21 protein-coding genes are annotated in these 20,874 nt (G+C 62.3%); 9 read left to right on the top strand and 12 right to left on the bottom strand.

What is annotated here, in order from left to right; all coding sequences use genetic code 11:
* Window positions 1-1,096: 1,096 nt before the first annotated feature.
* Both ABH922_RS22695 and ABH922_RS22690 read right to left on the bottom strand, forming a co-directional pair.
* A complete protein-coding gene (locus ABH922_RS22695) occupies window positions 1,097-1,357 on the bottom strand; it encodes a hypothetical protein (protein WP_424809069.1) in 261 nt (86 codons plus the stop codon).
* A 113-nt stretch (window positions 1,358-1,470) separates the two neighbouring features.
* Window positions 1,471-2,163 (bottom strand): hypothetical protein, encoded by a 693-nt coding sequence (locus tag ABH922_RS22690; protein WP_424809068.1) that lies wholly within the window; start codon window positions 2,161-2,163, stop codon window positions 1,471-1,473.
* A gap of 723 nt (window positions 2,164-2,886) precedes the next feature.
* Here ABH922_RS22690 and ABH922_RS22685 point away from each other — a divergent pair.
* The 5 genes from ABH922_RS22685 to ABH922_RS22665 all read left to right on the top strand — a co-directional run bounded on the left by ABH922_RS22685 (window position 2,887) and on the right by ABH922_RS22665 (window position 7,329).
* A complete protein-coding gene (locus ABH922_RS22685; RefSeq protein ID WP_424809067.1) occupies window positions 2,887-4,080 on the top strand; it encodes an LLM class flavin-dependent oxidoreductase in 1,194 nt (397 codons plus the stop codon).
* Entirely contained in the window at window positions 4,077-5,459 is a 1,383-nt protein-coding gene (locus tag ABH922_RS22680) for an NtaA/DmoA family FMN-dependent monooxygenase (RefSeq protein ID WP_424809066.1), read from the top strand. Before ABH922_RS22685 ends, ABH922_RS22680 begins: the two co-directional genes overlap by 4 nt.
* On the top strand, window positions 5,456-6,637 hold the full coding sequence (locus ABH922_RS22675) for an LLM class flavin-dependent oxidoreductase (RefSeq protein ID WP_424809065.1): 1,182 nt from the start codon (window positions 5,456-5,458) through the stop codon (window positions 6,635-6,637). Before ABH922_RS22680 ends, ABH922_RS22675 begins: the two co-directional genes overlap by 4 nt.
* Window positions 6,634-6,789 (top strand): hypothetical protein, encoded by a 156-nt coding sequence (locus ABH922_RS22670; RefSeq protein ID WP_424809064.1) that lies wholly within the window; start codon window positions 6,634-6,636, stop codon window positions 6,787-6,789. Before ABH922_RS22675 ends, ABH922_RS22670 begins: the two co-directional genes overlap by 4 nt.
* Window positions 6,790-7,032: 243 nt before the next feature.
* Window positions 7,033-7,329, top strand: coding sequence for a GNAT family N-acetyltransferase (locus ABH922_RS22665; protein ID WP_424809063.1), 297 nt, complete (start codon window positions 7,033-7,035; stop codon window positions 7,327-7,329).
* On the opposite strand, the gene ABH922_RS22660 is transcribed toward ABH922_RS22665, so the two are convergent.
* The 8 genes from ABH922_RS22660 to ABH922_RS22625 form a co-directional block, all read right to left on the bottom strand.
* The gene (locus ABH922_RS22660) at window positions 7,326-8,051 is read right to left on the bottom strand and encodes a maleylpyruvate isomerase family mycothiol-dependent enzyme (RefSeq protein WP_424809062.1); all 726 of its coding nucleotides are present in this window, start codon (window positions 8,049-8,051) and stop codon (window positions 7,326-7,328) included. The two genes, ABH922_RS22665 and ABH922_RS22660, sit on opposite strands and share 4 nt — an antisense overlap.
* A complete protein-coding gene (locus tag ABH922_RS22655) occupies window positions 8,048-8,905 on the bottom strand; it encodes a fumarylacetoacetate hydrolase family protein (protein WP_424809061.1) in 858 nt (285 codons plus the stop codon). Before ABH922_RS22655 ends, ABH922_RS22660 begins: the two co-directional genes overlap by 4 nt.
* Window positions 8,906-9,093: 188 nt before the next feature.
* A complete protein-coding gene (locus ABH922_RS22650; RefSeq protein ID WP_424809060.1) occupies window positions 9,094-10,074 on the bottom strand; it encodes an NADPH:quinone reductase in 981 nt (326 codons plus the stop codon).
* Window positions 10,075-10,132: 58 nt separating this feature from the next.
* Window positions 10,133-10,930 carry an SDR family NAD(P)-dependent oxidoreductase gene (locus tag ABH922_RS22645; protein ID WP_424809059.1) on the bottom strand — a complete coding sequence of 266 codons (798 nt, stop codon included), beginning with the start codon at window positions 10,928-10,930 and terminating at the stop codon, window positions 10,133-10,135.
* Complete coding sequence (locus ABH922_RS22640) at window positions 10,927-11,763, bottom strand: class I SAM-dependent methyltransferase (RefSeq protein WP_424809058.1); 837 nt, start codon at window positions 11,761-11,763, stop codon at window positions 10,927-10,929. Before ABH922_RS22640 ends, ABH922_RS22645 begins: the two co-directional genes overlap by 4 nt.
* Window positions 11,760-12,653, bottom strand: coding sequence for a sugar phosphate isomerase/epimerase family protein (locus tag ABH922_RS22635; RefSeq protein ID WP_424809057.1), 894 nt, complete (start codon window positions 12,651-12,653; stop codon window positions 11,760-11,762). Before ABH922_RS22635 ends, ABH922_RS22640 begins: the two co-directional genes overlap by 4 nt.
* Entirely contained in the window at window positions 12,650-13,564 is a 915-nt protein-coding gene (locus tag ABH922_RS22630) for a sugar phosphate isomerase/epimerase family protein (RefSeq protein ID WP_424809056.1), read from the bottom strand. The genes ABH922_RS22635 and ABH922_RS22630 overlap by 4 nt, the downstream gene beginning before the upstream one ends.
* Window positions 13,565-13,662: 98 nt before the next feature.
* Window positions 13,663-14,445 (bottom strand): IclR family transcriptional regulator, encoded by a 783-nt coding sequence (locus tag ABH922_RS22625; RefSeq protein ID WP_424809055.1) that lies wholly within the window; start codon window positions 14,443-14,445, stop codon window positions 13,663-13,665.
* A 214-nt stretch (window positions 14,446-14,659) separates the two neighbouring features.
* On the opposite strand from ABH922_RS22625, the gene ABH922_RS22620 reads away from it, so the two are divergent.
* Both ABH922_RS22620 and ABH922_RS22615 read left to right on the top strand, forming a co-directional pair.
* Window positions 14,660-15,904: a flavin-dependent oxidoreductase gene (locus tag ABH922_RS22620; RefSeq protein WP_424809054.1), complete on the top strand. Its 1,245-nt coding sequence runs from the start codon at window positions 14,660-14,662 to the stop codon at window positions 15,902-15,904.
* A 69-nt stretch (window positions 15,905-15,973) separates the two neighbouring features.
* Window positions 15,974-17,113 carry a cupin domain-containing protein gene (locus tag ABH922_RS22615; protein WP_424809053.1) on the top strand — a complete coding sequence of 380 codons (1,140 nt, stop codon included), beginning with the start codon at window positions 15,974-15,976 and terminating at the stop codon, window positions 17,111-17,113.
* A gap of 67 nt (window positions 17,114-17,180) precedes the next feature.
* On the opposite strand, the gene ABH922_RS22610 is transcribed toward ABH922_RS22615, so the two are convergent.
* Window positions 17,181-18,029 carry an alpha/beta fold hydrolase gene (locus ABH922_RS22610; RefSeq protein ID WP_424809052.1) on the bottom strand — a complete coding sequence of 283 codons (849 nt, stop codon included), beginning with the start codon at window positions 18,027-18,029 and terminating at the stop codon, window positions 17,181-17,183.
* A gap of 262 nt (window positions 18,030-18,291) precedes the next feature.
* Between ABH922_RS22610 and ABH922_RS22605 the strand changes: the two genes are divergently transcribed.
* Together ABH922_RS22605 and ABH922_RS22600 are read left to right on the top strand one after the other, a co-directional pair.
* Window positions 18,292-19,221 carry a sugar phosphate isomerase/epimerase family protein gene (locus ABH922_RS22605; RefSeq protein WP_424809051.1) on the top strand — a complete coding sequence of 310 codons (930 nt, stop codon included), beginning with the start codon at window positions 18,292-18,294 and terminating at the stop codon, window positions 19,219-19,221.
* Window positions 19,218-19,592, top strand: a complete 375-nt coding sequence (locus ABH922_RS22600) for an iron-sulfur cluster assembly protein (RefSeq protein ID WP_424809050.1) — start codon at window positions 19,218-19,220, stop codon at window positions 19,590-19,592. Before ABH922_RS22605 ends, ABH922_RS22600 begins: the two co-directional genes overlap by 4 nt.
* Window positions 19,593-19,733: 141 nt before the next feature.
* On the opposite strand, the gene ABH922_RS22595 is transcribed toward ABH922_RS22600, so the two are convergent.
* Window positions 19,734-20,819: an amidohydrolase family protein gene (locus ABH922_RS22595; RefSeq protein WP_424809049.1), complete on the bottom strand. Its 1,086-nt coding sequence runs from the start codon at window positions 20,817-20,819 to the stop codon at window positions 19,734-19,736.
* Window positions 20,820-20,874: the final 55 nt, after the last annotated feature.

The raw sequence follows: 20,874 nt of genomic DNA, 5'->3' as shown, positions 1-20,874 counted from the left end.
GATTGAGGTTAACCGCAGGTGTCGGGCCGGCTTCGATCCGGGCCTCGACTGCAATCCTGATCCGACGACTCGTGGAAACTTGCGTGTCGAACGTCGTTTCCGAGGGTTCGCCCCGCTGCCGCCGTTGCAGCTCATCGTCGTTTCGGTGTGGCGCTCGGCCGGCGTCGGTATGTAGAAAAGGTTTCGGTTCCAGAGCTTTCGAAGGTCTAAGGCATGTGCGAGACGGCTGACGCGACGTTGACGAGCCGGCTGATGAAAATCACGGGGTAGCCCTGTCGCTGTCGGCCGATCGCACGGCGTTGACCGGAACGAAACGCGTGTCCCGCACAGTGCGGATCGCCGGTGACGCCGACGATGGATTCTTCGGTGGCTCGCGCCCGCACCTAACCGCTGTGCTGGCCGGGGCGATATGAGCAGCCGGTGCGCAGTCATCTGATGCGGCGGACCTGACTATGGCAAAGAGGGTCTGCAGGTGGGCAAGATTCACTGAAATATATTGCACCAGTGGGTAATTAATGTATGTCGATGATGCGTACAATGCTTGCGCTGGAGCTGATGTGCTGTGTCGCCGTTCGGCGAAGCTCCTCTTACGGCCCCTCGAGAGGACAGCAAAAATCGCTGATCTTTCGAGGCGAACACGCGTGCCGAACCCGCAGAAGGACGCCGACGGCGGTTGGTTTCGAATCGGCAATCCCTCCGCGTCTGCGAGCGAGGGATCGGCTCTGTTCAGTCTGCTCCACGAGGTATCGGTATGCATTCTTCGCTGCGCGGTGGCTGTCGGTGGCAACAAAAAAGCTTTGGGCCACAGTACATTGTGGCTCAAAGCTCCTGCTGTCGTCCAACCAATCGGAGGACGAGCGCACTCAGACGATCATGACGCACTATCGAGTAAGCGCAAGATGTCTCGGAGTTGCTCAAATGCGCTGTAGAAGACTGCGGCGCTACCGGTAGGTGGTGATGTCATCTTGAACACGGGAATCCCCCTTGGATGTATGTCTGTTCGGCCCGCCGATACTGCGGACAGAGGCTACTCTACCGGCAGGCTGGGGCGCATGGAGCATTTTGCCGCCAACGAAAGCGCAGGTTGCCGAGTATCTCACCGCGCTGTGCCGCCGTTGGGCGGAGCTCCGCTTACCGCCAGTCGACAGGACTCCCGGCGAATCGGTCGAGATACTCCGGGTGAGTATCCCGATCGTCGGGACGGCATGAAGTCGATTCGACCCTTGGATGCGGCGTCGATCATGGATATGGCCTGCGGGTCGTCGAAGTATTTCTTGCTGTTGTCGTCGAATGGATTGATCTGAGTCAGGACGCCGCAGCCGCTGCACACCAATGTCATCAGGACGGGGCGATCCATGCTGTCGATCGAACGGATTTCGGCCGGTCGATCGTGCGATGAATCTTGTTCTGATCCTTCATGTTCGGGAGTGCGTCACAGTCGCCGTTGCGTGTGCGGCCCGCGAGGTACGGTCAGGTGTCAATGAACGCGCGAGCGGCTTCTACTGCGATACCGGCGTCGCCGGTTCTGCCTGACAGCAGCCGCTCGGCAGTCGGAATGGTGAGGGCTGGGCATTCGTCGAGGGCATGAACGATGTCGGAGTGGTCGGCGCGTGCAAGGAGCATGTGGTCGTCCGCGTAACCGGCCAATTGTCGGGCCACTGTGTCGACAAGGTTGTCGTCGGCGAGGAATGGTGGGTCCAGCGCGGTGAAACCGTCGTCGGCCGAGTACGAGGCACGCGACCAGTTTTTGCCGTCGAACCCGTAGACGAACCCGATCCAGATGTTTTCCTGCTCGGATCCAGTCAGGTAGTCGGCGATCGCCTGTGACCACCATGACGGAGTATCGGCAAGTAGATCGGTTTCTTTCTCGCCGAAGTATTCGGCAGCGGCGCCGAAGTAGGTGTCGGAGTATTCGTGATCGTGCCCGATCAATACCGCACGTTTTCCCGTCACCAACCGTAGGTCGGCCCAGTTGCCGCTACCGTCGTCGTAGTGCCATGTCCCGGGCACTCGTGCATGAGTGCTGTCGGACCATCGCGGCCCGCGCGCTGCGAGCACTGCCGCATGTAACGACCACCGCCGACCCATCTGCTCGGGCGGGGGGAGGTCGAGTCGGTGATTGCTGTGATGATCGCACTGGTCGAGGTACATGCGGGCCCGCAATTCGTGAAGTGTTTACCTGAACAGCGCCGAATATAGACGCCTGTTACCACAACAGCCATCAGGGAAACTACTCGAGATTGCATGCCGGACCTGTAGGAAGGTCAGTTCGAAGATCGGTCTGTGCGGGTGATGGTGGATCGGTGTGCGAGATGCTGCGTGTCGGAGGTCGGGGGAAACGTAGCGCCCGCCCCGACTTTTCTTCAGCATGATTTTATTACCGGCACGAATACTGGATATTGGCTAACCTGGTCGCCGTGAATCTCGTTCAAAATTGAAGACATTTTCGATGTCACAATTCTCGCCGGGACTGCCGACAGTCGACGTCGCCGAACCGGAAGGGACACTCACACCGAATGCCCAGTGCAGGGCAGTTACGGCTGCGCCTGTCAGGCGCAGCACTTTGAGGAGCTCAGATGTACCCGGTCAGGCGTTCCGAGGACTGCGGACGACGGTCTCGAGCGAAAAGTCCCTTTACTTCGGAGTGATCTGCCGTGTTCCGGTCGGGTGTTGCTGGTCAAGAACGGCAGTGCTGTCGAAACCGGCTCGGCTGATCGGCTGTTCGATCACTCCGAATACGACTGCACCCGCGAGTTACCGACTCGTCAGCTGTGCACACCACCGAGAAAGTTGTCTGACATTGCCCGTACACACCGGACCCGTCGCAGATGCGTGTAGTCGAGGTCATGGCCCACTCTGGCTCGTTCGTGAAAGGACAACCGCAGCATGAGTTACACACATCTTGCCGTGGCGTTGGACGGTGTCGGATGGCACCCGGCAGCATGGCGTGAGGACGCCGAAAATGCTCGGCGTGTGGTTGATCCGACTTACTGGATAGAACTTGCGCAACGTGCGGAGGCCGGCCGACTGGACTTCCTGACCATCGAGGACGGTTTTGCTCTGCAATCGGAGGGCTACGGACGGCCGGCCGCTCGAACAGACCGCTTGCGCGGCCGGCTGGATTCGGTTCTCGTCGCGTCTCGGATTGCGCCGCTGACTCGATACATCGGACTCCTGCCGACGGCAGTGGTGACTCACAGTGAACCTTTCCATCTGGCCAAGGCCATAGCAACGCTCGATTTCATCAGCGTCGGGCGGGCAGGTGTACGTCTCGGGATCGGAATCACGGGCACCGAGTCGAAACTGTTCGGACGTAGGGACTTCGAAGACCTGGATCGGGATCAGACGCGCGAGGCCGTCGCGGCGGGCCGCTTTTCCGCGGCCTTCGCCGAGCTCACGGACTATGCCGAGGTTCTTCGTAGGCTGTGGGACAGTTGGGAGGATGACGCCGAAATTCGCGACGTGCAGACTGGCCGCTTTGTCGACCGAGAGAAGTTGCACTACATCGATTTTCGTGGGGAGTCTTTCTCCGTGAAGGGGCCGCTCACGGTACCGCGCCCGCCTCAAGGCCAGCCGGTGATCGGAAGCCTGGCTCACTCCACCGAGGTGTTCGAGCTGGGGGCGTCTTTCGGTGACATCGTCTGGACCACTCCACATTCCGTTGCTGATATCAGCGGACGGATCGCCGAGCGAGCGAGGTTGTCCACGCAAGCTCCTACTCAGATATTCGGTGATCTTCTCGTGGCGTTGGACAACAAGACCGAACGCGGCGCAGACCGACTCGGTCGCCTCGACGAATTGGCGGGGGAGCAGTTCACGAGCGACGCCGAGATCCTGGCGGGCAGCGTTACCGAACTCGCCGACCGTATCGAGTCGTGGACGGCCGCAGGCCTCGACGGTATCCGACTGCGGCCGTTGAGTCACGCTCGGGATCTACCGGTGATCACCGATGAACTGGTGCCGGAGTTGCAACGCCGGGGTCTGCGTCCGGACGGTTACCGCGGAAGCACGCTCCGTTCGATTCTCGGCCTGGACCGGCCGGTTTCTCGTTACTCGAATACAGAAGGTGCGCAGCGATGACCGAAAAAGTCCCCAGACAAGTTCATCTCGGTGTGCAGTTCCCCGGCGTGAACAGCACGACGGTTTGGAGCGACCCGGAGTCGGGCAGTCACATCGACTTCGCGAGTTTCGCGCATCTGGCACGCACCGTCGAGGCGGCCAAGTTCGACTTCTTGTTCCTGGCCGAGGGGCTTCGTCTGCGCGAACGTAACGGGTCCATTCACGACCTCGATGTCGTCGGTCGTCCGGATACGCTTCCGGTACTGTCTGCGCTGGCCTCGGTCACCACTCATCTGGGACTCATCGGCACCATCAACAGCACGTTCAACGAGCCGTACGAGCTGGCTCGTCAGTTCGCCAGCCTAGACCATCTTTCCGCCGGTCGGGCGGGATGGAACGTCGTCACATCCTCGGATGCGTTCACGGGAGCAAACTTTAGACGTGGCGGATACCTTGCCCTCGATCAACGGTACGATCGGGCGAGAGAATCTGTGGAAGTGGTTCGCACGCTCTGGGATTCATGGGATACGGATGCGGTGGTCGCCGACGGTGAGTCGGGTCGGTTCTGGAAGAACCCGGAGATCGGTCGATTCCGGCACAGCGGCAAGCATTTCGAGATCGAAGGACAGTTTGCTGTTCCCGCGAGCCCGCAACGTCACCCGGTTCTGATTCAGGCAGGAAATTCGGAGGACGGTCGCGATTTCGGCGGTACATACTGCGATGCCATCTTCACGCTCATGGGCGACATCGAAGATGATCGGAGGTTCTATCGAGAAGTCAAGGCACGTAAGGTTGCCGCCGGCGGAACGCCGGACGAGCTGTTGATACTTCCAGCGGCCTACTTCGCGCTCGGTGACACCACCGCGGAAGCCCACGAAAAGGCAGCCGCGATCCGCAGGCAACAGATCAGTGGACAGACCGCGATCCAGTTCATCGAACGAATCTGGAACCGTGATCTCAGTTCTTACGATCCAGACGGGCCGCTCCCCGCAGTGGATCCGGATGTCGACGCGGAGCAGATCATGAAGGGGATGACGCATTATCCGGCGAATGCGGTAGAAATCGCCGACGGTTGGCGCGAACTGGCTGTGGCCAAGGGGTTCTCGATCCGCGATCTGGCCGTGGAACTCAGTGCGAAGCAGCCTTTCATCGGTACCGCGTCCGAGGTCGCCGACCAGATCAACCACTACGTCCAGACCGGTGCGTCGGATGGATTCATTCTCATTCCGCATATTTCACCGACCGGTATGGACGAATTCGCTCGTACGGTGGTCCCCGAACTACAGGAACGAGGAGTGTTCCGCACCGATTACACCGGAACCACACTCCGCGATCATCTGGGGCTTGCGGCGGACCCGCCCCGTCGTTCGGCCCGAACGTCGAACGGAGCCTCGGCATGACCAATCCGATACTGTTGTCGGTGCTGGATCTGATTCCACGCTCGAGCGGGGACGACAACGCCACCGCGCTGCGCAATGCGGTGGATCTCGCTCGGCAGGTGGAACGCTTCGGCTATCACCGCTACTGGTTTGCCGAACATCACGTCAATCCAGGAGTTCTCGGATCATCACCGGCCGTCGCTATCGCGTTGGCTGCCGCTGCCACCGAAACCATCCGTCTCGGTTCGGCCGGAGTGCAGTTCGGGCACCGTTCGGCGTTGTCGACGGTGGAAGAGTTCGGATTGATCGATGCCCTGTATCCCGGCCGTCTGGATCTCGGTATCGGGCGGTCGCTCTCCCGTCCGGCACCTCGAGCTGTCGACGAAACCGGAGGGCAGTCAACGGCTCCGGCAGCGGCGCAACAGTATTTGGCATCAAAGGGCGGAGATCCACATGAGGAGGACTCGTACACCTCGAGCGGGTTGCTCCTGCCACGCCACTACAACGCGGCGAGTGTGTACTCGAGTGCCCCGATCAACGCAATACTCGATTTGCTGCAGCAACCTGGAGCCTATGCGCCGGGGTACGGGGAGCAGGTCGCCGACGTACTGGCGCTGTTGAATGGCACCTACGCATCATCCGACGGGGTTCGGCTCCACGCGGCACCGGGCGAAGGTGCCGACGTGCAGGTGTGGATACTCGGAGCCTCTGCCGGACAGAGCGCTACTGTCGCGGGGCAGAACGGGCTGCGTTTCACGGCCGGTTACCACCACAGCCCCAGTACGGTCGTCGATGCGGTCCGGGCGTACCGGAATGCCTTCGTCCCGTCGGCGGACGTCCGCGAGCCGTATGTCGCGGTCTCCGTCGACGCGGTGGTCGCCGACAGCGACGAGGAGGCAACCGAGCTCGCGTCCGGCTACGCTCCGTGGGTGCGGAGCATTCGACGCGGTGAGGGTGCCATCGCGTACCCCACGCCTGCGGAAGCTGCCGCTCTGGACTGGTCCGATGACGATCGTGAGTTGGTTCGTGACCGGGTCCTGACTCAGTTCGTCGGTTCGCCGTCGACCGTGGCCGACAAGCTCTCGCAGCTCGCAGACGCTACCGGCGCGGCGGAAATCGCGATCACCACCATCACCCACGATCATTCGGCTCGGGTGCGCTCTTACGAGTTGATCGCGAAGGAGTGGTCCAACAGGTGAGTGCAGTCTACCCAGGCCGGCCGGAGGTACTCGCCAATGCCGTGTGGTCCGCTCTGACCAGACCTCAGATGCGCCTGACGGGAAGGGAGCGCGCGGGCTCGACGATTCCTGCCTGCGATTTCGTCGTCGCTGGGTACCGACGATCTCAGTGATCTCAGGACGTGGGTCGAGATCGCCGAATTGGTAGGTCCCGGTCAGGCCGTTCCGGTCACGTCGGCTACCGGGACGGTTCCGACGGGCTGCGATGTTCTCGAAGCCGCCGCAGGCGCACAGATGGTGGCGACGGATGCTCGTCACCCGGAACCGTTCGCCGAGGCGGTGGTTCGCGGAGCGTCGGATGCTCGAGCTGATCTCGCGGACGAACCCCCGGGCCGTTCAGTGCTCAAATCTATCGTTTGGGAACATATCCGGGCGCCCGGCGAGGTGGCAGGTTGACGGCGATGGCCGGTGGGCGGCTCGAGCCGTCGGGCTGGACCGAGATCAGCGCGGTGTGCACCGACTCCGAGTTCCGTGGTCAAGGGTTGGCAGGCGGCCTGGTGCGAGCCTTGGCGCACGGCATTCGAGCGCGAGGCGAAACGCCGTTCCTCCACGCCGCTGCTACCGATACCAATGCGATTCGGCTGTCGAAGAGGATGGGATTCGAAGTGCGGACCACGTCGGATTTCGCGGTGGTCCGTACTCCGAAAGCCTAAAGCCACCGCGGGGCGTCGACGCCATCGGGTAGTCCGGTGACGCCTTCGGCGCCTCTGCCGGTGATCCACTGGACGACCGCAGCAAGGTCTCCTGATATCGAGACCTGATTGTCTCGGCCACGGTCCGGGTCGATCGAGATCGGTTCCTCCTCCGAAATCTGCAGTGTCAATCCGCTACCGAGGCCATTGTTGCGCCACGCCTTGATCACGTCGTCGACGAGTGATCGCAGTACCGGATCCGGAATTTCCGAGAACCGAGCGCCGTTACCCAGATCGACAGCGTGAATCCAGACCTCCCGAGCCCGCATCCAGATGGTTTCCGATGCCGGAACGGTCCGACCTTGGATGGTGCGCACCTCCCGTGACCACGCTGATTCCGAGAGGCTGTGCCACTTTTCGTCGAGGAGCCGAGCGGTGTCGCCAACTCGATCTCGCAGAACCTGCACGCTGTCACCGGCGCCGTCGTCGATCTCACGCCCGCGTTGCTCGACGGAATCGTACATCGGTGTTTCGATGCCGGTGGCCGCCCAGTCCGTCAGCCTGCACAGCGCGGCAGCGTTGTAGCCGACGTGAGCGACGAGATGAGCGCGAGTCCACCCAGGCAGGACGGACTGCTCCGCGACCTCGTCGTCACGCAGTTCGGCGAGGTGTCGGGTGAGCTGCTCGGTGCCGCCCCTGGTGAAATCGAGCCGTTCGGCGAGGGTCAGGTGCCGGAAATTCATACGGCCGAATCTCGCTGCACCACTGTCTTGTTGCGTACCGAACCGAGACCGTCGATGAGTACCTCGACGGTTTGGCCGTCCTGGATGTAGACACCAGGCGTGCGCGCATGACCCACGCCGCCGGGTGTGCCTGTGATGACGACGTCGCCGGGCTGCAGCGTCACGATGTGCGAAATGTATTCCACCAACTTCGCCGGGGTGAAAACCAGATCGTCGGTGGTCGTCGTCTGCATCAACTCGCCGTCGAGTCGGGTTTCGAGTGCGGTGCCGAACGAATAGGAATCCGTGGTCGTCAGGTAGGGGCCGAATCCGCTGGTCTTCTCGAATGTCTTTCCCTGGTCCCACTGCAGCGTCCGGTACTGGTAGTCCCGCATCGTGTAGTCGTTCATCACCGAGTACCCGGCGATGTAGGTTTCCGCGTCGGCTTCAGCCACCTGATATGCCTGCCTGCCGATGACGAAGGCGAGTTCGCCTTCCCAGTCGAGCTTCTCGGCGGCGTATTCGGGGACGAGGACGTCGTCGTACGGACCGGTGAGTGCTTCGCGGAACTTGGAGAAGAGGGTGGGATGAGTAGGAAGCTCTCGTCCCATCTCACGAATGTGGTTGGCGTAGTTGAGACCGACGCAGATGATTTTTCCGGGGTTCGGAGCCACCGGCGCGAAGTCGGTGCCTTCGGGTCGTAAGAGAGCGCCGTTGGCCTCGCGTGCGAGCGCCTCCCAGTTCGGATCCTGCAGCAGCTCGGACAGATCGGAGTATCCTTCGATCACCGTTGCCGACTCGTCGACATTGATTCGTACCGCGGCCGTAGCCGACTCGGAATCGGAATTCTTCAGGCGAATCGTGGCCAGTCTCACTCGTCAAGCTCCTTCGGTAACTTCGCTGTCGGACTATCTGGATTCGATGGATTCGCACCATGCCGCGCCGGCACGGCGAATACCTTGGCATCGATTACCGTTGTCCGAGAATATTTTACGTCGACTATGGGCGGCCGAACCCTTCTCGGTGGCATGGGTTCCGCGGTGCGGAATCCCAATGTGGCGGACTACGGAATGTTCACGATCACTTTCCCGAACACATTCAAGGCCAGCGCCTTCTGGGCTTCGGCCGTATCCTCGAGGTCGAAATGATGCACCGGATATCCGCGCAGATACCCGGCCGCCAATGCCTGGGTGATATCGGTGACAGCTCGCATGACGTCGTCTGTGCCGAGGCGATAGACCATGGTGAAGGCAAGGCGCGCATTCAGATCGATGAACGAGCGCACCGGGAATTCCGTCACCGGATCACCCTCGGTGGCGTACACGGCGACGGTACCGCCGGGGGTGAGTGCAGCCAGGTCCCGAATCAGATTGGAACCCAGGGCAGGCTCCACGATCCGGACGGCACCCGCAGGTAGCACGGCCTTGAACTGATCGGCAGCATCGGGCGAGCTCGGATCCACCACCGCGTCGGCCCCGAGTTCGATGGCAGCTTTCTGCTTTTCGGGAGAACTCGTGGACACCACGACGCGGGCGCCTGCCCACCGAGCGAGCTGCGTCGCTGCGAATCCGACGGCTCCGAAACCCGAGACCAGCACCGACCGGCCGGCGAGCGCCGCGATATCCCCCAGGAGGTTGTGGGCAGTGAGGGCGGGGATCCCCAAGGACGCACCCACGTCGTCAGGAATGCTCTCGTCCAACGGAACCGCATGTGATGCGGGGACGGTGCACCATTGGGCAGCGGTGCCGTGCGGACGTTGCCAGGCAGCGAAGTAAAGCCACACTCGCTCACCGAGACGATCCGACGACACCCCGTCACCGACCTCGTCGATGATGCCGACTCCGTCGTGATGCGGCACCTTGGGCTGCTCGCTACGACCGTACGTGCCACGCAGACGAGACTTCCAGTCACTGGGGTTGACCCCGGACATTCGAACCCGAACCCGCACCTCGCCCGGCCCGGGAACCGGCGTCGGAATGTCTGCGTAGATCAGTTCGGAGGTGGGACCCGATTCGGTGAAGCTGATCGCTTTCATTGTGCTCATCGGTGAGGTGCTTCCCTTCGTGCGGACGATGTCGACGTGGTACCCAGGTGAGAAGCGTTCAGAAGACCCGAGGATATCTCTGGCTGTTGGTCAGCCCGCCGTCGACGACGATGACCTGGCCGGTGACATAGCTCGACAGTTCCGAGAGAAGGAAGACCAGTGGTCCGGCGATCTCCGACGGGTCGGCGGCAAATCCGCGAGGGATTTCCGAATCGACTGTTCGCCAGGCTTCCTCGCCGAGTTTGTCGACCAGCCGCGGAGTCTTGGTCCAGCCGGGGGCGATGGCGTTGACTCGCACTCCTTGCGATGCCAGCTCGTCGGCCAAGGTCACCACCAGCTGATGCAGCGCGGCCTTGACCACGCCGTAGGCCCCCTGCATCACAACGCTCTTGACACCCGAAATCGAACCGACCACGGCGATGGACGAGGGCAGTTCCGGAAGTTCGTGAATGACAGTGGTCAGATTCAGGGCGTGACGCAGATTGACGTCGAGGAGAGTTTCCCAATCGTCGCGCTCGAGATCCCGGAAGGTGCCGATCTTGGCAGTTCCGATGATGTCCACGATTCCGGTGATCGGTCCACCCAACCGATCCCGGGCGTCTTTCAGGCACCGGAGCAGGTCCTCGCGGTCTACGGCATTACACGTCAGTCCGATCGCCCCGGACTCGGTGGCGACCGTTTCCGCCGATGCGCTGTCGCGGTCCACGCAGGCGACCAGCGCGCCGAGCTGGGTGAGAGCGTGGACGGTTTGGCGACCCATTCCGGCGCCACCACCGAGGACGACGACGCGGTGGCCGTCCAATCGTGCACGGGCCTGGAAGTCGGGTACGTCGGCGGGACGCAGGGTGTTGTTCATTGGTTACTCCTGTGGTCTGGCGATACCCGCCCCGTCACGAGGAGGAACGAGACCGGCACGTCGTAGTGGTCACCACTACGGTAGGGCTCCAACTGTGCCCCGAGGGCGCCGAGGATCGGTTCGCGTAGATCTGGGGGTTGGGCGGCCAGAAGCGCTGCCGCGCGAACAGTTCCTCGGGAGAAGGTGTCGTACAATGCTTCTGGAGATCGCACCTGGTGGACGAGGTGGAAGGTCGTGATCTCGATATTGTCGAACGACGCTTCCGGGAGAAGAGCCTCCAGGCGGTCTCGGGACGACAGGTCGAACAGTCCGGGCCCGGGTGGAATCGCCGGCGGTACCAGTGGAAGGCCGGCCATCGCGTCGCCGAACAGTCCGACGAACCGTGCCTGATCCGGTGTGTCGTAGACGGAAGCGACGAATCGGCCACCGGGTTCGAGGACCCGGACTGCCTCCGCCACAACCACTTCGGGCATCGCGGTGTGCAAGAGCAGAAATCCGGCGGTTACCGCGTCGAAGGACGCCGAGAAGTAAGGAAGGCAGCGTGCGTCGGCGACTTCCACACGAGCCTGCGGGACATCGGCTCGTGCCCGATCGACCATCGGCTCGGCGATGTCAGTGGCGGTTACTTCGACTCCGCGCGATATCGCCTCCGCCGCGATGTATCCGGGGCCCGTTCCCAGGTCGAGGAGTCGATCGCCGGCCGATACCCGTGCGGCATCGACTGTTGCGGCGGCGACCCGTGACGTCAGTGGTCCGAGTTCGCGGTGGTAGTCGTCGGCGAGAAGTTGCCAACCGGCGATTTCGAACTGGTCGAATGCCGCGCGGTCGGTCACGGTTCGCCCACTCGGGACATCGCGGCGGCCTCGCGCAGGACCTCTTCGATGCGGCTGCGGCCACGGATCAGTAGCTCCGAGTGCGGAATCTTCCACAACGAGTCTTGCAGTTCTGTACCGAAAGTGCCGTCGTCGGAGAAGACTTCGAGCTCGAACCAACTGCGGTAGCCACCACGCAGGAGTGCCGTGGCGATGGAAACGGCCAGACCGCGCCCGTCGCCGGGCAGCAGTCGGTCCGCCCAGGTTCGTTCGGGGCTGCGCACGTCGTTGAGTTGGGCGTAGACGACGTGGCGTGCGTACCGCTCGAGAACATTGTCACGATCGGGGAGATCCCAGAGGTGCGCGACGTCGACGATGAAGCCGATGTTCGGGCGACCGAGGTGCTCGATCAATGCGACCGCTTCCTCGAGATCGAAGAGCGCGGATCCTTTACGCAGCGGCATGATCTCCAATGCGACGCCGAGTCCGTGGAAGGCGGCGACGTCCGCGATCTGGGCCAGCGGTGCGGCGATCTCCTCGGCCGACCCGGTGGGGTGGTCCGGGTCGCCGCTGCGCCCGCCCCCGACCACGATGCCTTGTGGTGAGAATGCACTGAGCCGCTCGATACTCGAGCAGATCGCATCGACGCGTGCCCCCACGTCGGCAGGATGGTCGGGTCGGTCCAGCGGGCCGGCGACGATCGGCCACACCGCCGGTGTCGCGTAAGTGCAGGAAAGTCCGCTGCCCCTCAACAACTCCACGGCGTGAGAATCGTTGCCGGGTGTGAGTTTGAGTTCGTCAAGACCAACGCCGGTGTATCCGCTCTGGCGGATCTGATGGAGGTCGGTGGCAAAGTCGTTGTGTGGTGTCGTTCGCTGGTTGACCGCCAGCATCTGTCCGAACTCCGTCATCTACCGGTCCTCCCGTTGTCGAATTGCGCGTCGGCCGCCGCCTGCGCATCGGTGAAGATCTTGTCGAAGTGGGTGCGGCCCAACTGCAAGAACTCCGTGTGGGGCATCTTCCAGTACGAATCCGGGAAATCGTTGCCGAAAGTTCCGTCATCGGAGAAGACCTCGAACTCCCACCAGCCGTCGTAGCCTGCAGATACCAGGGTGTTGACCCACTCGACCGCGATCCCTCTTCCCAAGCCGGGCATTTCGCGATCCATCCCGCTGCGCTCGTCGACCTTGACGTCGCACACCTGCACTCCCACAAAGCGATCGACGTGGTTGCGAAGATGCTCGTGCAGGTCTGGTTCCGGCCAACTGTGAAAGGTGTCGATCAGTAGTCCGATGTTGGGTCGATCGACTGCGGTGACGACATCGAGCATGGCAGCAATGCTGTGAATGGGAGAACCGCGCCGTTCGCCGAGAAGTTCGAAGGCGATCGTCTGCCCGAACTCGGCTGCAATGTCGCAGATTTGCCGAAGCGCCTCGTGCATGTCCTCGGTTACCGGTCCCACCGGTTTCCTGGGATCACCCGATGCGCCAGGGGCAACGCAGATCGCGACCGGATCGAACGGTGCCAGTCGCTCGATACTGGCACCGATCATGTCCACCCGCTCGGAGAGCGTCAGTTCGGCGTCCTTGAACGGTCCGAACGACATCCCCAACAAGGTGTGACTGCGAGGTACACAGAAAGTTGCCTTCACGCCGTTCGCCACCATGAGTTCGCGGAGTTCGTCGTCGCGACCGGGCTGGAATTTCAGCTCGGACAACCCGATTCCGTCAGCCCCGATCCGGACCGCGTCCCTGACATCGTCGAACGCATCGTTGTGCGGCGTGCAGTAGGCCGTGAACGAGTATCGGGGGCGCTGACGCATGCAGTCGAGATTATCGACGGACCTACGGCGTCACAGATGCGTGTCGAGAAATTCCGTCTTGCAGAATTTATTTACGCGGGGGGCACCTCTGTCGAAGGTCAGTCGGAAATGTCGGGCGACATAGAAGCAAGATCCGCTTTGAAGGCCTCGGCGGTTTCGTTGAGTTCGCGTTTGAGATCGGCCAGCGAGTAGTCGTCGAATCGAGGGGTCGGAATCGCCACGGCAAGTCCGGCAATCGCCCGTCCCGACGGATCGCGTAGGCACGTCGCCACCGCCGAGATCCCGGCGTCGGATTCGCCGATGTTGCGGGCGTATCCGGTTCGACGTGCTGCGCGGATCTTGCGGTCGAGGGTTTCGAGAGTCAGCCGTGCTTCCTTCGCGTCACCGGTGAGTCCGCGAGGATACATCGCGCGCAGGCTGCTGAACGGAAGTTCGGCGAGAAGTACCAGCCCGATGGCGGTCTTGTGTGCAGGCAACAGCATTCCCGTTCGAGTACCGATGCGGAGCGTGCGGTGCGACTCGACGCCGTCGATGAAGCGGGTACTGCTGCCTTCCAGGACGGCGACATGACAGGTCTCGCCCAGCAGCGTGGCAAGGCGCTCGAGGTGTGGATGCATGATCTCGAGCGAGATCCGTCGCCCGTGCAATTCCGGTTGGCGAAGGCGCTGAAGGGTGGGGCCGGGGCGGTACACCTTGTGTGCGTCCTGGACGACGAAGCCTCTGGCCATCAGAGCTGCCAGGATGCGATGTGCCGTCGACCGTGCGACCGACAGTTCTTCGGATACTTCGATCACTCGCAAACTGGGCCGGGTCGCGAGCATCTCCACGACTTGCAACGCATTGTCGACGGAGGAAAGCGGACCCACGGATTGATTCCTCATAGGGGAATCATAACCAGACGGAGAGCTCTTCGGCATAAAGACCGTGGAATGCGAATTCGTCGTGGGGACGTCGGCGGCGCCGGCGAGTTGTCACGGAAGACGGAATTTTGCCCCGCCAACCTCGATTCCTATTCCGTCGTGCCCCAAGGTTTTCGGAAGCCCGCATGGTGCGGGGTGGGTGCGACGGTACGGGCGCGAGACGAGAGGGATGTGCATGGCGATAGCGAACGAGGTACTCATCATCGGAGGTGGCATCGGTGGTCTTACCTTGGCACTCCAGTTGGAGCAGGCCGGTGTGCCTGCCCGAGTACTCGAAGCGGTACCGGACCTTCAGCCCCTCGGCGTCGGGATCAACATCCTTCCCCATGCAAGTAAAGAACTGTGGGGCCTCGGACTCCAGGACCGACTGGCCGAGATCTCCGTCGCGACGTCCACCTCCGTCTTCTACAACCGATTCGGGCAGCTCGTTCACTCGGACCCGGCGGGCAAGGCGGCCGGATACCCGTGGCCTCAGTACTCCATCCACCGTGGAAAGCTCCAGACGATGCTCGCGGACGTAGTCCGGGAACGACTCGGGCAAGACCGTCTCGTCCTGGATGCGCGAGTGACCGAGATCGAGGACCGAGGTGACGGCGTCGTCGTGCACACGGTGGACACGGAAGGAAATGCCCGTCAATGGGAGGGCGATGTCGCTATCGGTTGTGACGGAATCCGTTCCGTCGTCCGTCGCAGCTTGCATCCCGGCGATTCGGACCCGCTCTACTCGGGGTACACCATGTGGCGCGGCACCACGCGGATGAAGCCGTTTCTCGACGGAGCGAGCATGGTTCGGGCGGGCTGGCTCGAGACCGGGAAGATGGTCATCTACCCGATTCTCGACTTCGAGGACGGAACTCAGTTGATCAACTGGGTGGCCGAAATCGAAGCGCCACAACGCAGTGACCGCGACTGGACCCGTAACACCAGTGACACGGGATTCATGGAGCCGTTTGCGGATTGGACGTTCGATTGGCTGGATGTGCCGCAGATGCTCGGCGCCGCCGAAGCCGTCTTCGAATACCCCATGGTTGATCAGGACCCGTTGGCGTTCTGGACCAAGGGCCGGATCACGTTACTCGGCGACGCGGCGCACCCGATGGTTCCGCGCGGATCGAACGGCGCCGGACAGGCGATTCTCGACACCAGGGCGCTGCGTGACGCTTTGGTGGAGGAAGAAGATCCGCAGCGTGCACTGATCCGTTACGAGGCGGAGCGACTGCCACGTACTGCGGAGGTGGTACAGCTCAATCGATCGAATCCGCCGGACGCGATCCTGCGCGAGGTGTTCGAGCGAACCGGAGACCGTCCGTTCGACGACATCGACGACGTCATCAGCCCTGACGAGATGCACGAGCTCTTGAACCGCTATCGGGCGGTGACTGGTTCGTCGTTGGACGCGCTGCGCGAGGGTGCCTCGTAGGACGACCTGGTCGCCTCGCCACCAGTCGTTCACGGCAGATCTGTTGCAAGACTCGAGAAGGGAAAACGTATGTCCGAAGGTCAGAGTCCCGTGCGTGTGGAGGCGGTGTCCGCGGAGGGCCAACCCGAAGTGACGGCCGAGCTCGAGGAGCTTTACCGTGGTTTCGAACAGGAACTTCTGATACCGCTGTGGACTCAGATCGGCGGTCTGATGCCCGCACATCCGAATTCACATGCTGTTCCTCATCTCTGGCGCTGGCAGAATCTGGTGCCACTCGCGGCTCGGGCCGGAGATCTGGTACCGGTGGGTCGAGGCGGGGAACGACGCGCCATCGCGTTGGCCAATCCGGCGCTAGGTGGCCGTCCCTACGCGACGCCGACTCTGTGGGCCGCAATCCAGTACTTGATGCCGGGCGAGGACGCTCCCGAACATCGGCACACGCAGAACGCTTTCCGCTTCGTCGTCGAAGGCGAGGGCGTATGGACAGTGGTGGGAGGCGATCCGATTCCGATGGGACGCGGTGACTTTCTGCCGCAGGCCGGCTGGAACTGGCATGCACACCACAACGCCACGGACAAGCCGATGGCGTGGATCGACGGGCTCGACATTCCGTTTCAGTACCAGATGGAATCGCAGTTCTTCGAGTTCGGTCGTGACGAGATCAGTGACGCCGAGCGGATCACGCCGAGCCGGTCGCGTTCCGAACGGCTGTGGGGACACCCGGGTCTGCGTCCACTGGCGGCGACACCGTCCGGCCCGGGAACGCCGTTGCTCTCGTACAAGTGGGAGTTCACGGATCTGGCGCTCTCCGATCAACTGGCGATGGAACGTGAAGGGTACGGTGGCACAGTCGAACCTGGTCACGCAGCGGTGCGTTACACCAACCCGGCCACGGGTTCGGATGTGCTGACCACCATCAGAGCGGAATTTCACCGGATCAGTCGCGGGTCGGAGACCGCCCCGGTCCGCGAGACCGGGTCGTCCGTGTACCAGGTTTTCGACGGTTCCGGCGTCGTCACCGTAGGGGACGCGTCCTGGTCGGTCAGTCGTGGCGACATCTTCGTCGTCCCGTCGTGGCAGCCGTTCTCGGCCAAATCCGAAGCCGGATCGTCGGATTCGGATTCCGGCGCACTGGATCTGTTTCGCTTCTCCGACGCCCCGGTGTTCGAGGCGCTCGGTCTCGGTCGAACCCGAATCGACTCCCGGTAACCGACAGCCGAAAGCCGGTCGCGCGCTCGTCGAGCGCGCGACCGGCTTTCGGCTGTTCCGAGATGTACTAGGCGAGGAATTCGACGGTCAACGTGTTGAATTCTTCTGCACGTTCGATATTGAGCAGATGTCCCGCACCGTCCAGCACGACGACTTTCGAGTCGGGGATCCGCTCGAGTGCACTGTGATAGCCCGGTTCACGTAGCTGGTCGGCGCCACCGGCAACGGCGAGGGTCGGAAACGGGATGTTCTCGTACGCGATGGTGTCCGGCTGACCGAACTGCGTGCGAGGAGCAGTGGCGGGCGACTTGAATCGCGCTGCTGCGACAGCCTCCCAGGCTCCTGGCTCGATGCTGGCAGCGACGCGCCGTTCGATGTACTCGCGATCGGCATACCAGGCCGGATCGGTGAAGTTGGCGCGCAGGATGGCTTCCATGGCCTCCGGGGTGCCGTCGTAGTCGAGAATTTTCCGACGCTCCGGATTATCGGGGACGAAGCCGCCTCCGCTCGCGAGAACCATTCGGCGAATGGGGAATCGACATCTGCCAGAAGACGACTCCCGAAGCAACGTGGTTGCACCCATCGAGGCGCCTACGAAGTCGGCCTCGTCGATTGCCATGGTTTCCAGGAACGCGGCCATGTGACGCACCATCCGATCCGAGCCGGAGACGAAGTCGCGCAACTTGTCGGTTCGGCCGAATCCGAGCCAGTCGGGGGCAATGACGCGGTGGCCGGCTGCAGCCAGAGGAGCGATGTTGTATTCCCAGCAGAGGTCAGCGCTGCCACCGAACTCACCGGAGTGCAGAAGAACGACCGGTGGACCGTCCCCTGAATCCAGGTAGTGGGTGCGGATACCGCCGACATTGAGAAAACGGCTGTATACGGGGATCTCTTTCGAGGGTGCCGGTGGCGTCATCGAGGTACTCTCTCGCTTTCTCTGGTCGGTCAGCGGATCTGCTTGCCGGTGATCGTAGAGTCTTGGTCGAAGTCGGGAGATCCTGGCGTCCCGGGTTCCTCACCGCGGAAACGGGGAGGGCGGTCACGCCGCTGCCGGTGCGGTATGGCCGTGAGCCTGACCTGTAAAGTTCCAGATAGCAGAATCTTGATGCACGTCGGGGTGTTACAGGTCACGTCGAGTTACTTTGGTCGGGAGCGCTGATTCATCAGATGGAGGACATATGACACCGCTTCCACCCAGGCAGTTCCCTGATCTGGATTCGCCGCAGTTCGCAGTCAACTCGTATTCGACGCCGCACAATTCGATCTATGACGACGTCGACCATGTTTCGGTCGTCGGCGCGGCTGCGGTCGGGCTGTGGGAGGGCAAGTTCAGCGACGAATCGGATGAGAAGCTGCTCGAGTACATGGCCGAGCGAGATGTGGCCACCAGTACGGCGGTGCCGAGAGTTCATTCCATCCTCGGGATTCCCTTCGATCGACCCGGCACACCGAAAGACCCTGCCGCACGTACCGAGCTGATCTGTCGGAGTATCGAGCGGTTGGCGAAGTTCGGTCCGGCGGTGATCGCCGTCGCTCCTGGTACCAGTGGTGATCCGGCCGCGCCGGCCGGCCCGGTGGAGGCAGTCGTCGAGAACTTGGCGACCATCGCCGAGGTGGCAGCGGCCAACGGCGTACTGATCGGTCTTGAACTGCTGGCCGAGCGTCGAGGTTCGCCACTGCACACGATCCCGGCCATGGTCGAGGTCATCGACGCTGTCGGTAGTCCGCAAATCGGAATCATGTTGGACGTGTTCCACAGCTGGCCGGAGCCGGATCTGCTCGAGCGGATCAAGACCTACGGGTCGTACGTCAACAGCGTTCAGGTGTGCGACGTTCGAGTGAACGAGCGCAGCGGTCACGATCGTGAATTGCCGGGGCGTGGACGCGCCACGGCGCAGCCCATTATTGCGGCGCTCATCGAGGCCGGCTACAACAGTTACTGGGAGATGGAGGTATTCTCCGACGACGGCACGTATTTCAACGATTTCCCGGATTCGTATTGGAAGATGCCGCACCTGGACTTCATCCGGGAGACCAAGAGGGAGTTCGAGCGGGTGTACGGCGCAGCGCTGGCCGACCTGCGAGCAAAAGGAGTGGTAGTCGGATGAGTACCCTTGAAACCACGGCCGTGGCATCCAATCCGGCCCCGGGGTTCGACGAGGCCATCGTTGATGCCTTACGACGTATCGCCGATCCGTGCAGTATCGCGACCGGCGTCCCGATTAATCTGATCGACATGGGTCTGGTGCTCGAAGCGCGGCGCGAGGAGCGTCGGGCTGTCGTGCGGCTCCAGCTCACGAGCCCGATCTGCATGCAGATCGGCATCATTCAGGCCAAGATCCTCGAAGAGGTCTCCACGATCGACGGGATCGACGACGTCGACGTCGACATCGATCATGCCGCCGAGTGGCTGCCGTCGATGGTGGCTGGGCATGCGCGGATCGCGCTGCGAGAGCGGCGGCCGTTCCCGGCGCAGTGATGTGCCACCGAGGCACGACGAAAACGGTTGGAGTCGACGTTCTACACGTCGGCTCCAACCGTTTTCGTCGTGTGGGTCGGGTACACACGACAAAGGACCTGCGCACCGGTTGCCCGGTGCGCAGGTCCTTCGGATAGATCGTCAGTAGACGACGTCGGCGAGCGTCGTCGTCGTGTAGGGATCGGGTACCTTGCCGAGTTCCGCCTGACGTCTGGTGAAGTCGTCTTCGCCGATTCCGTCGAGTCGTTCCTGCAGTGAGAAGCCGTGCATCGACGCGTAGTTCTCCGCGAGGATCTTGCGCCGCGCGACGTCGGTGAGTTCGGGAACTCCCCACTCCTGCTGTAGTTCCTCGCTGAACTGGAACTCACGAGCGAACTTCTCCAGATGCGGCCTGGGGTGCGTGACCATGCAGCCGGTTCCCCACAGCATTCTGTCGAATGCCTTCGGTGTGCGCCCGGCGAAGGTGGCCAGAGCCTGTTCGAACGCCCGCGGCTTCGTGGTCAGCATGGTCGCGGTGCTTTCCAGGTTGATCCACACGTTGTCGAAACGGGCTACTTGCCACGCTGTTTCATCGAGGAACCCCATTCCGCCGTGCACGATCTCGAACTGTAGGTCCGGGAATGCCATTGCGGCGCGATCGATGTCGTCCATCGCGTAGTACTCCAGCTCGACCGGGCCCAATGGCAGCGCCTTGTGGATCGCGACCACCTTGATGCCGAGGTCGAGCGCCTTCTGGAAGAGCGGGAACGCGACTTCGGGATCGTCCATCTTCCAGCCGACCATCTGATCGCCGACCCAACTGTTGGGGTACATCTTGAGCCCGCTGGGGCCGTCGAGAAGCTCGTGCTGCTCCTCGAGCTCGTCGATGGCCTTCTGTCCTTGCATGGGATCCACGCCGGCGTAGAAGACGAAACGGTTCGGCCAGCGGCGCTTGGTCTCGAGTGCCTTGTCGATTCCGCAGATGCCGTCATGGAATGCGCCGATGGGCAGAACATGGTAAGCCGCGAGGTCCGCATAGCTCTCGACGAAGGTCATCATGGCGACGTCCTCCATCGGCCAGTCGCGCTCGTAGTCCTCGCGGGGAATCCGGTATCCCGGTCCGAGAGCTGCATGGTTCGCGCCCGAGAGCATTCTGGTGATGTAGGGCGCATGCTGAGTCTTGGCGTTCTCGGCGGACAGGTTGTAGGGGTGGACGATCGCGTCGAACACCGGAATCCCGTCAATCATCTGTCTCTCCTGTTTGTCGTAAGCGGTAAGGGTAGTTGCGGGCGGCCGCGCCGGA

It is taken from the genome of Rhodococcus sp. 27YEA15 (genome assembly GCF_049739425.1).
GTDB lineage: Bacteria > Actinomycetota > Actinomycetes > Mycobacteriales > Mycobacteriaceae > Rhodococcus_F.
Note: the sequence above shows the minus strand (reverse complement) of the source record. Positions and strands in the feature narration are given on the sequence as shown.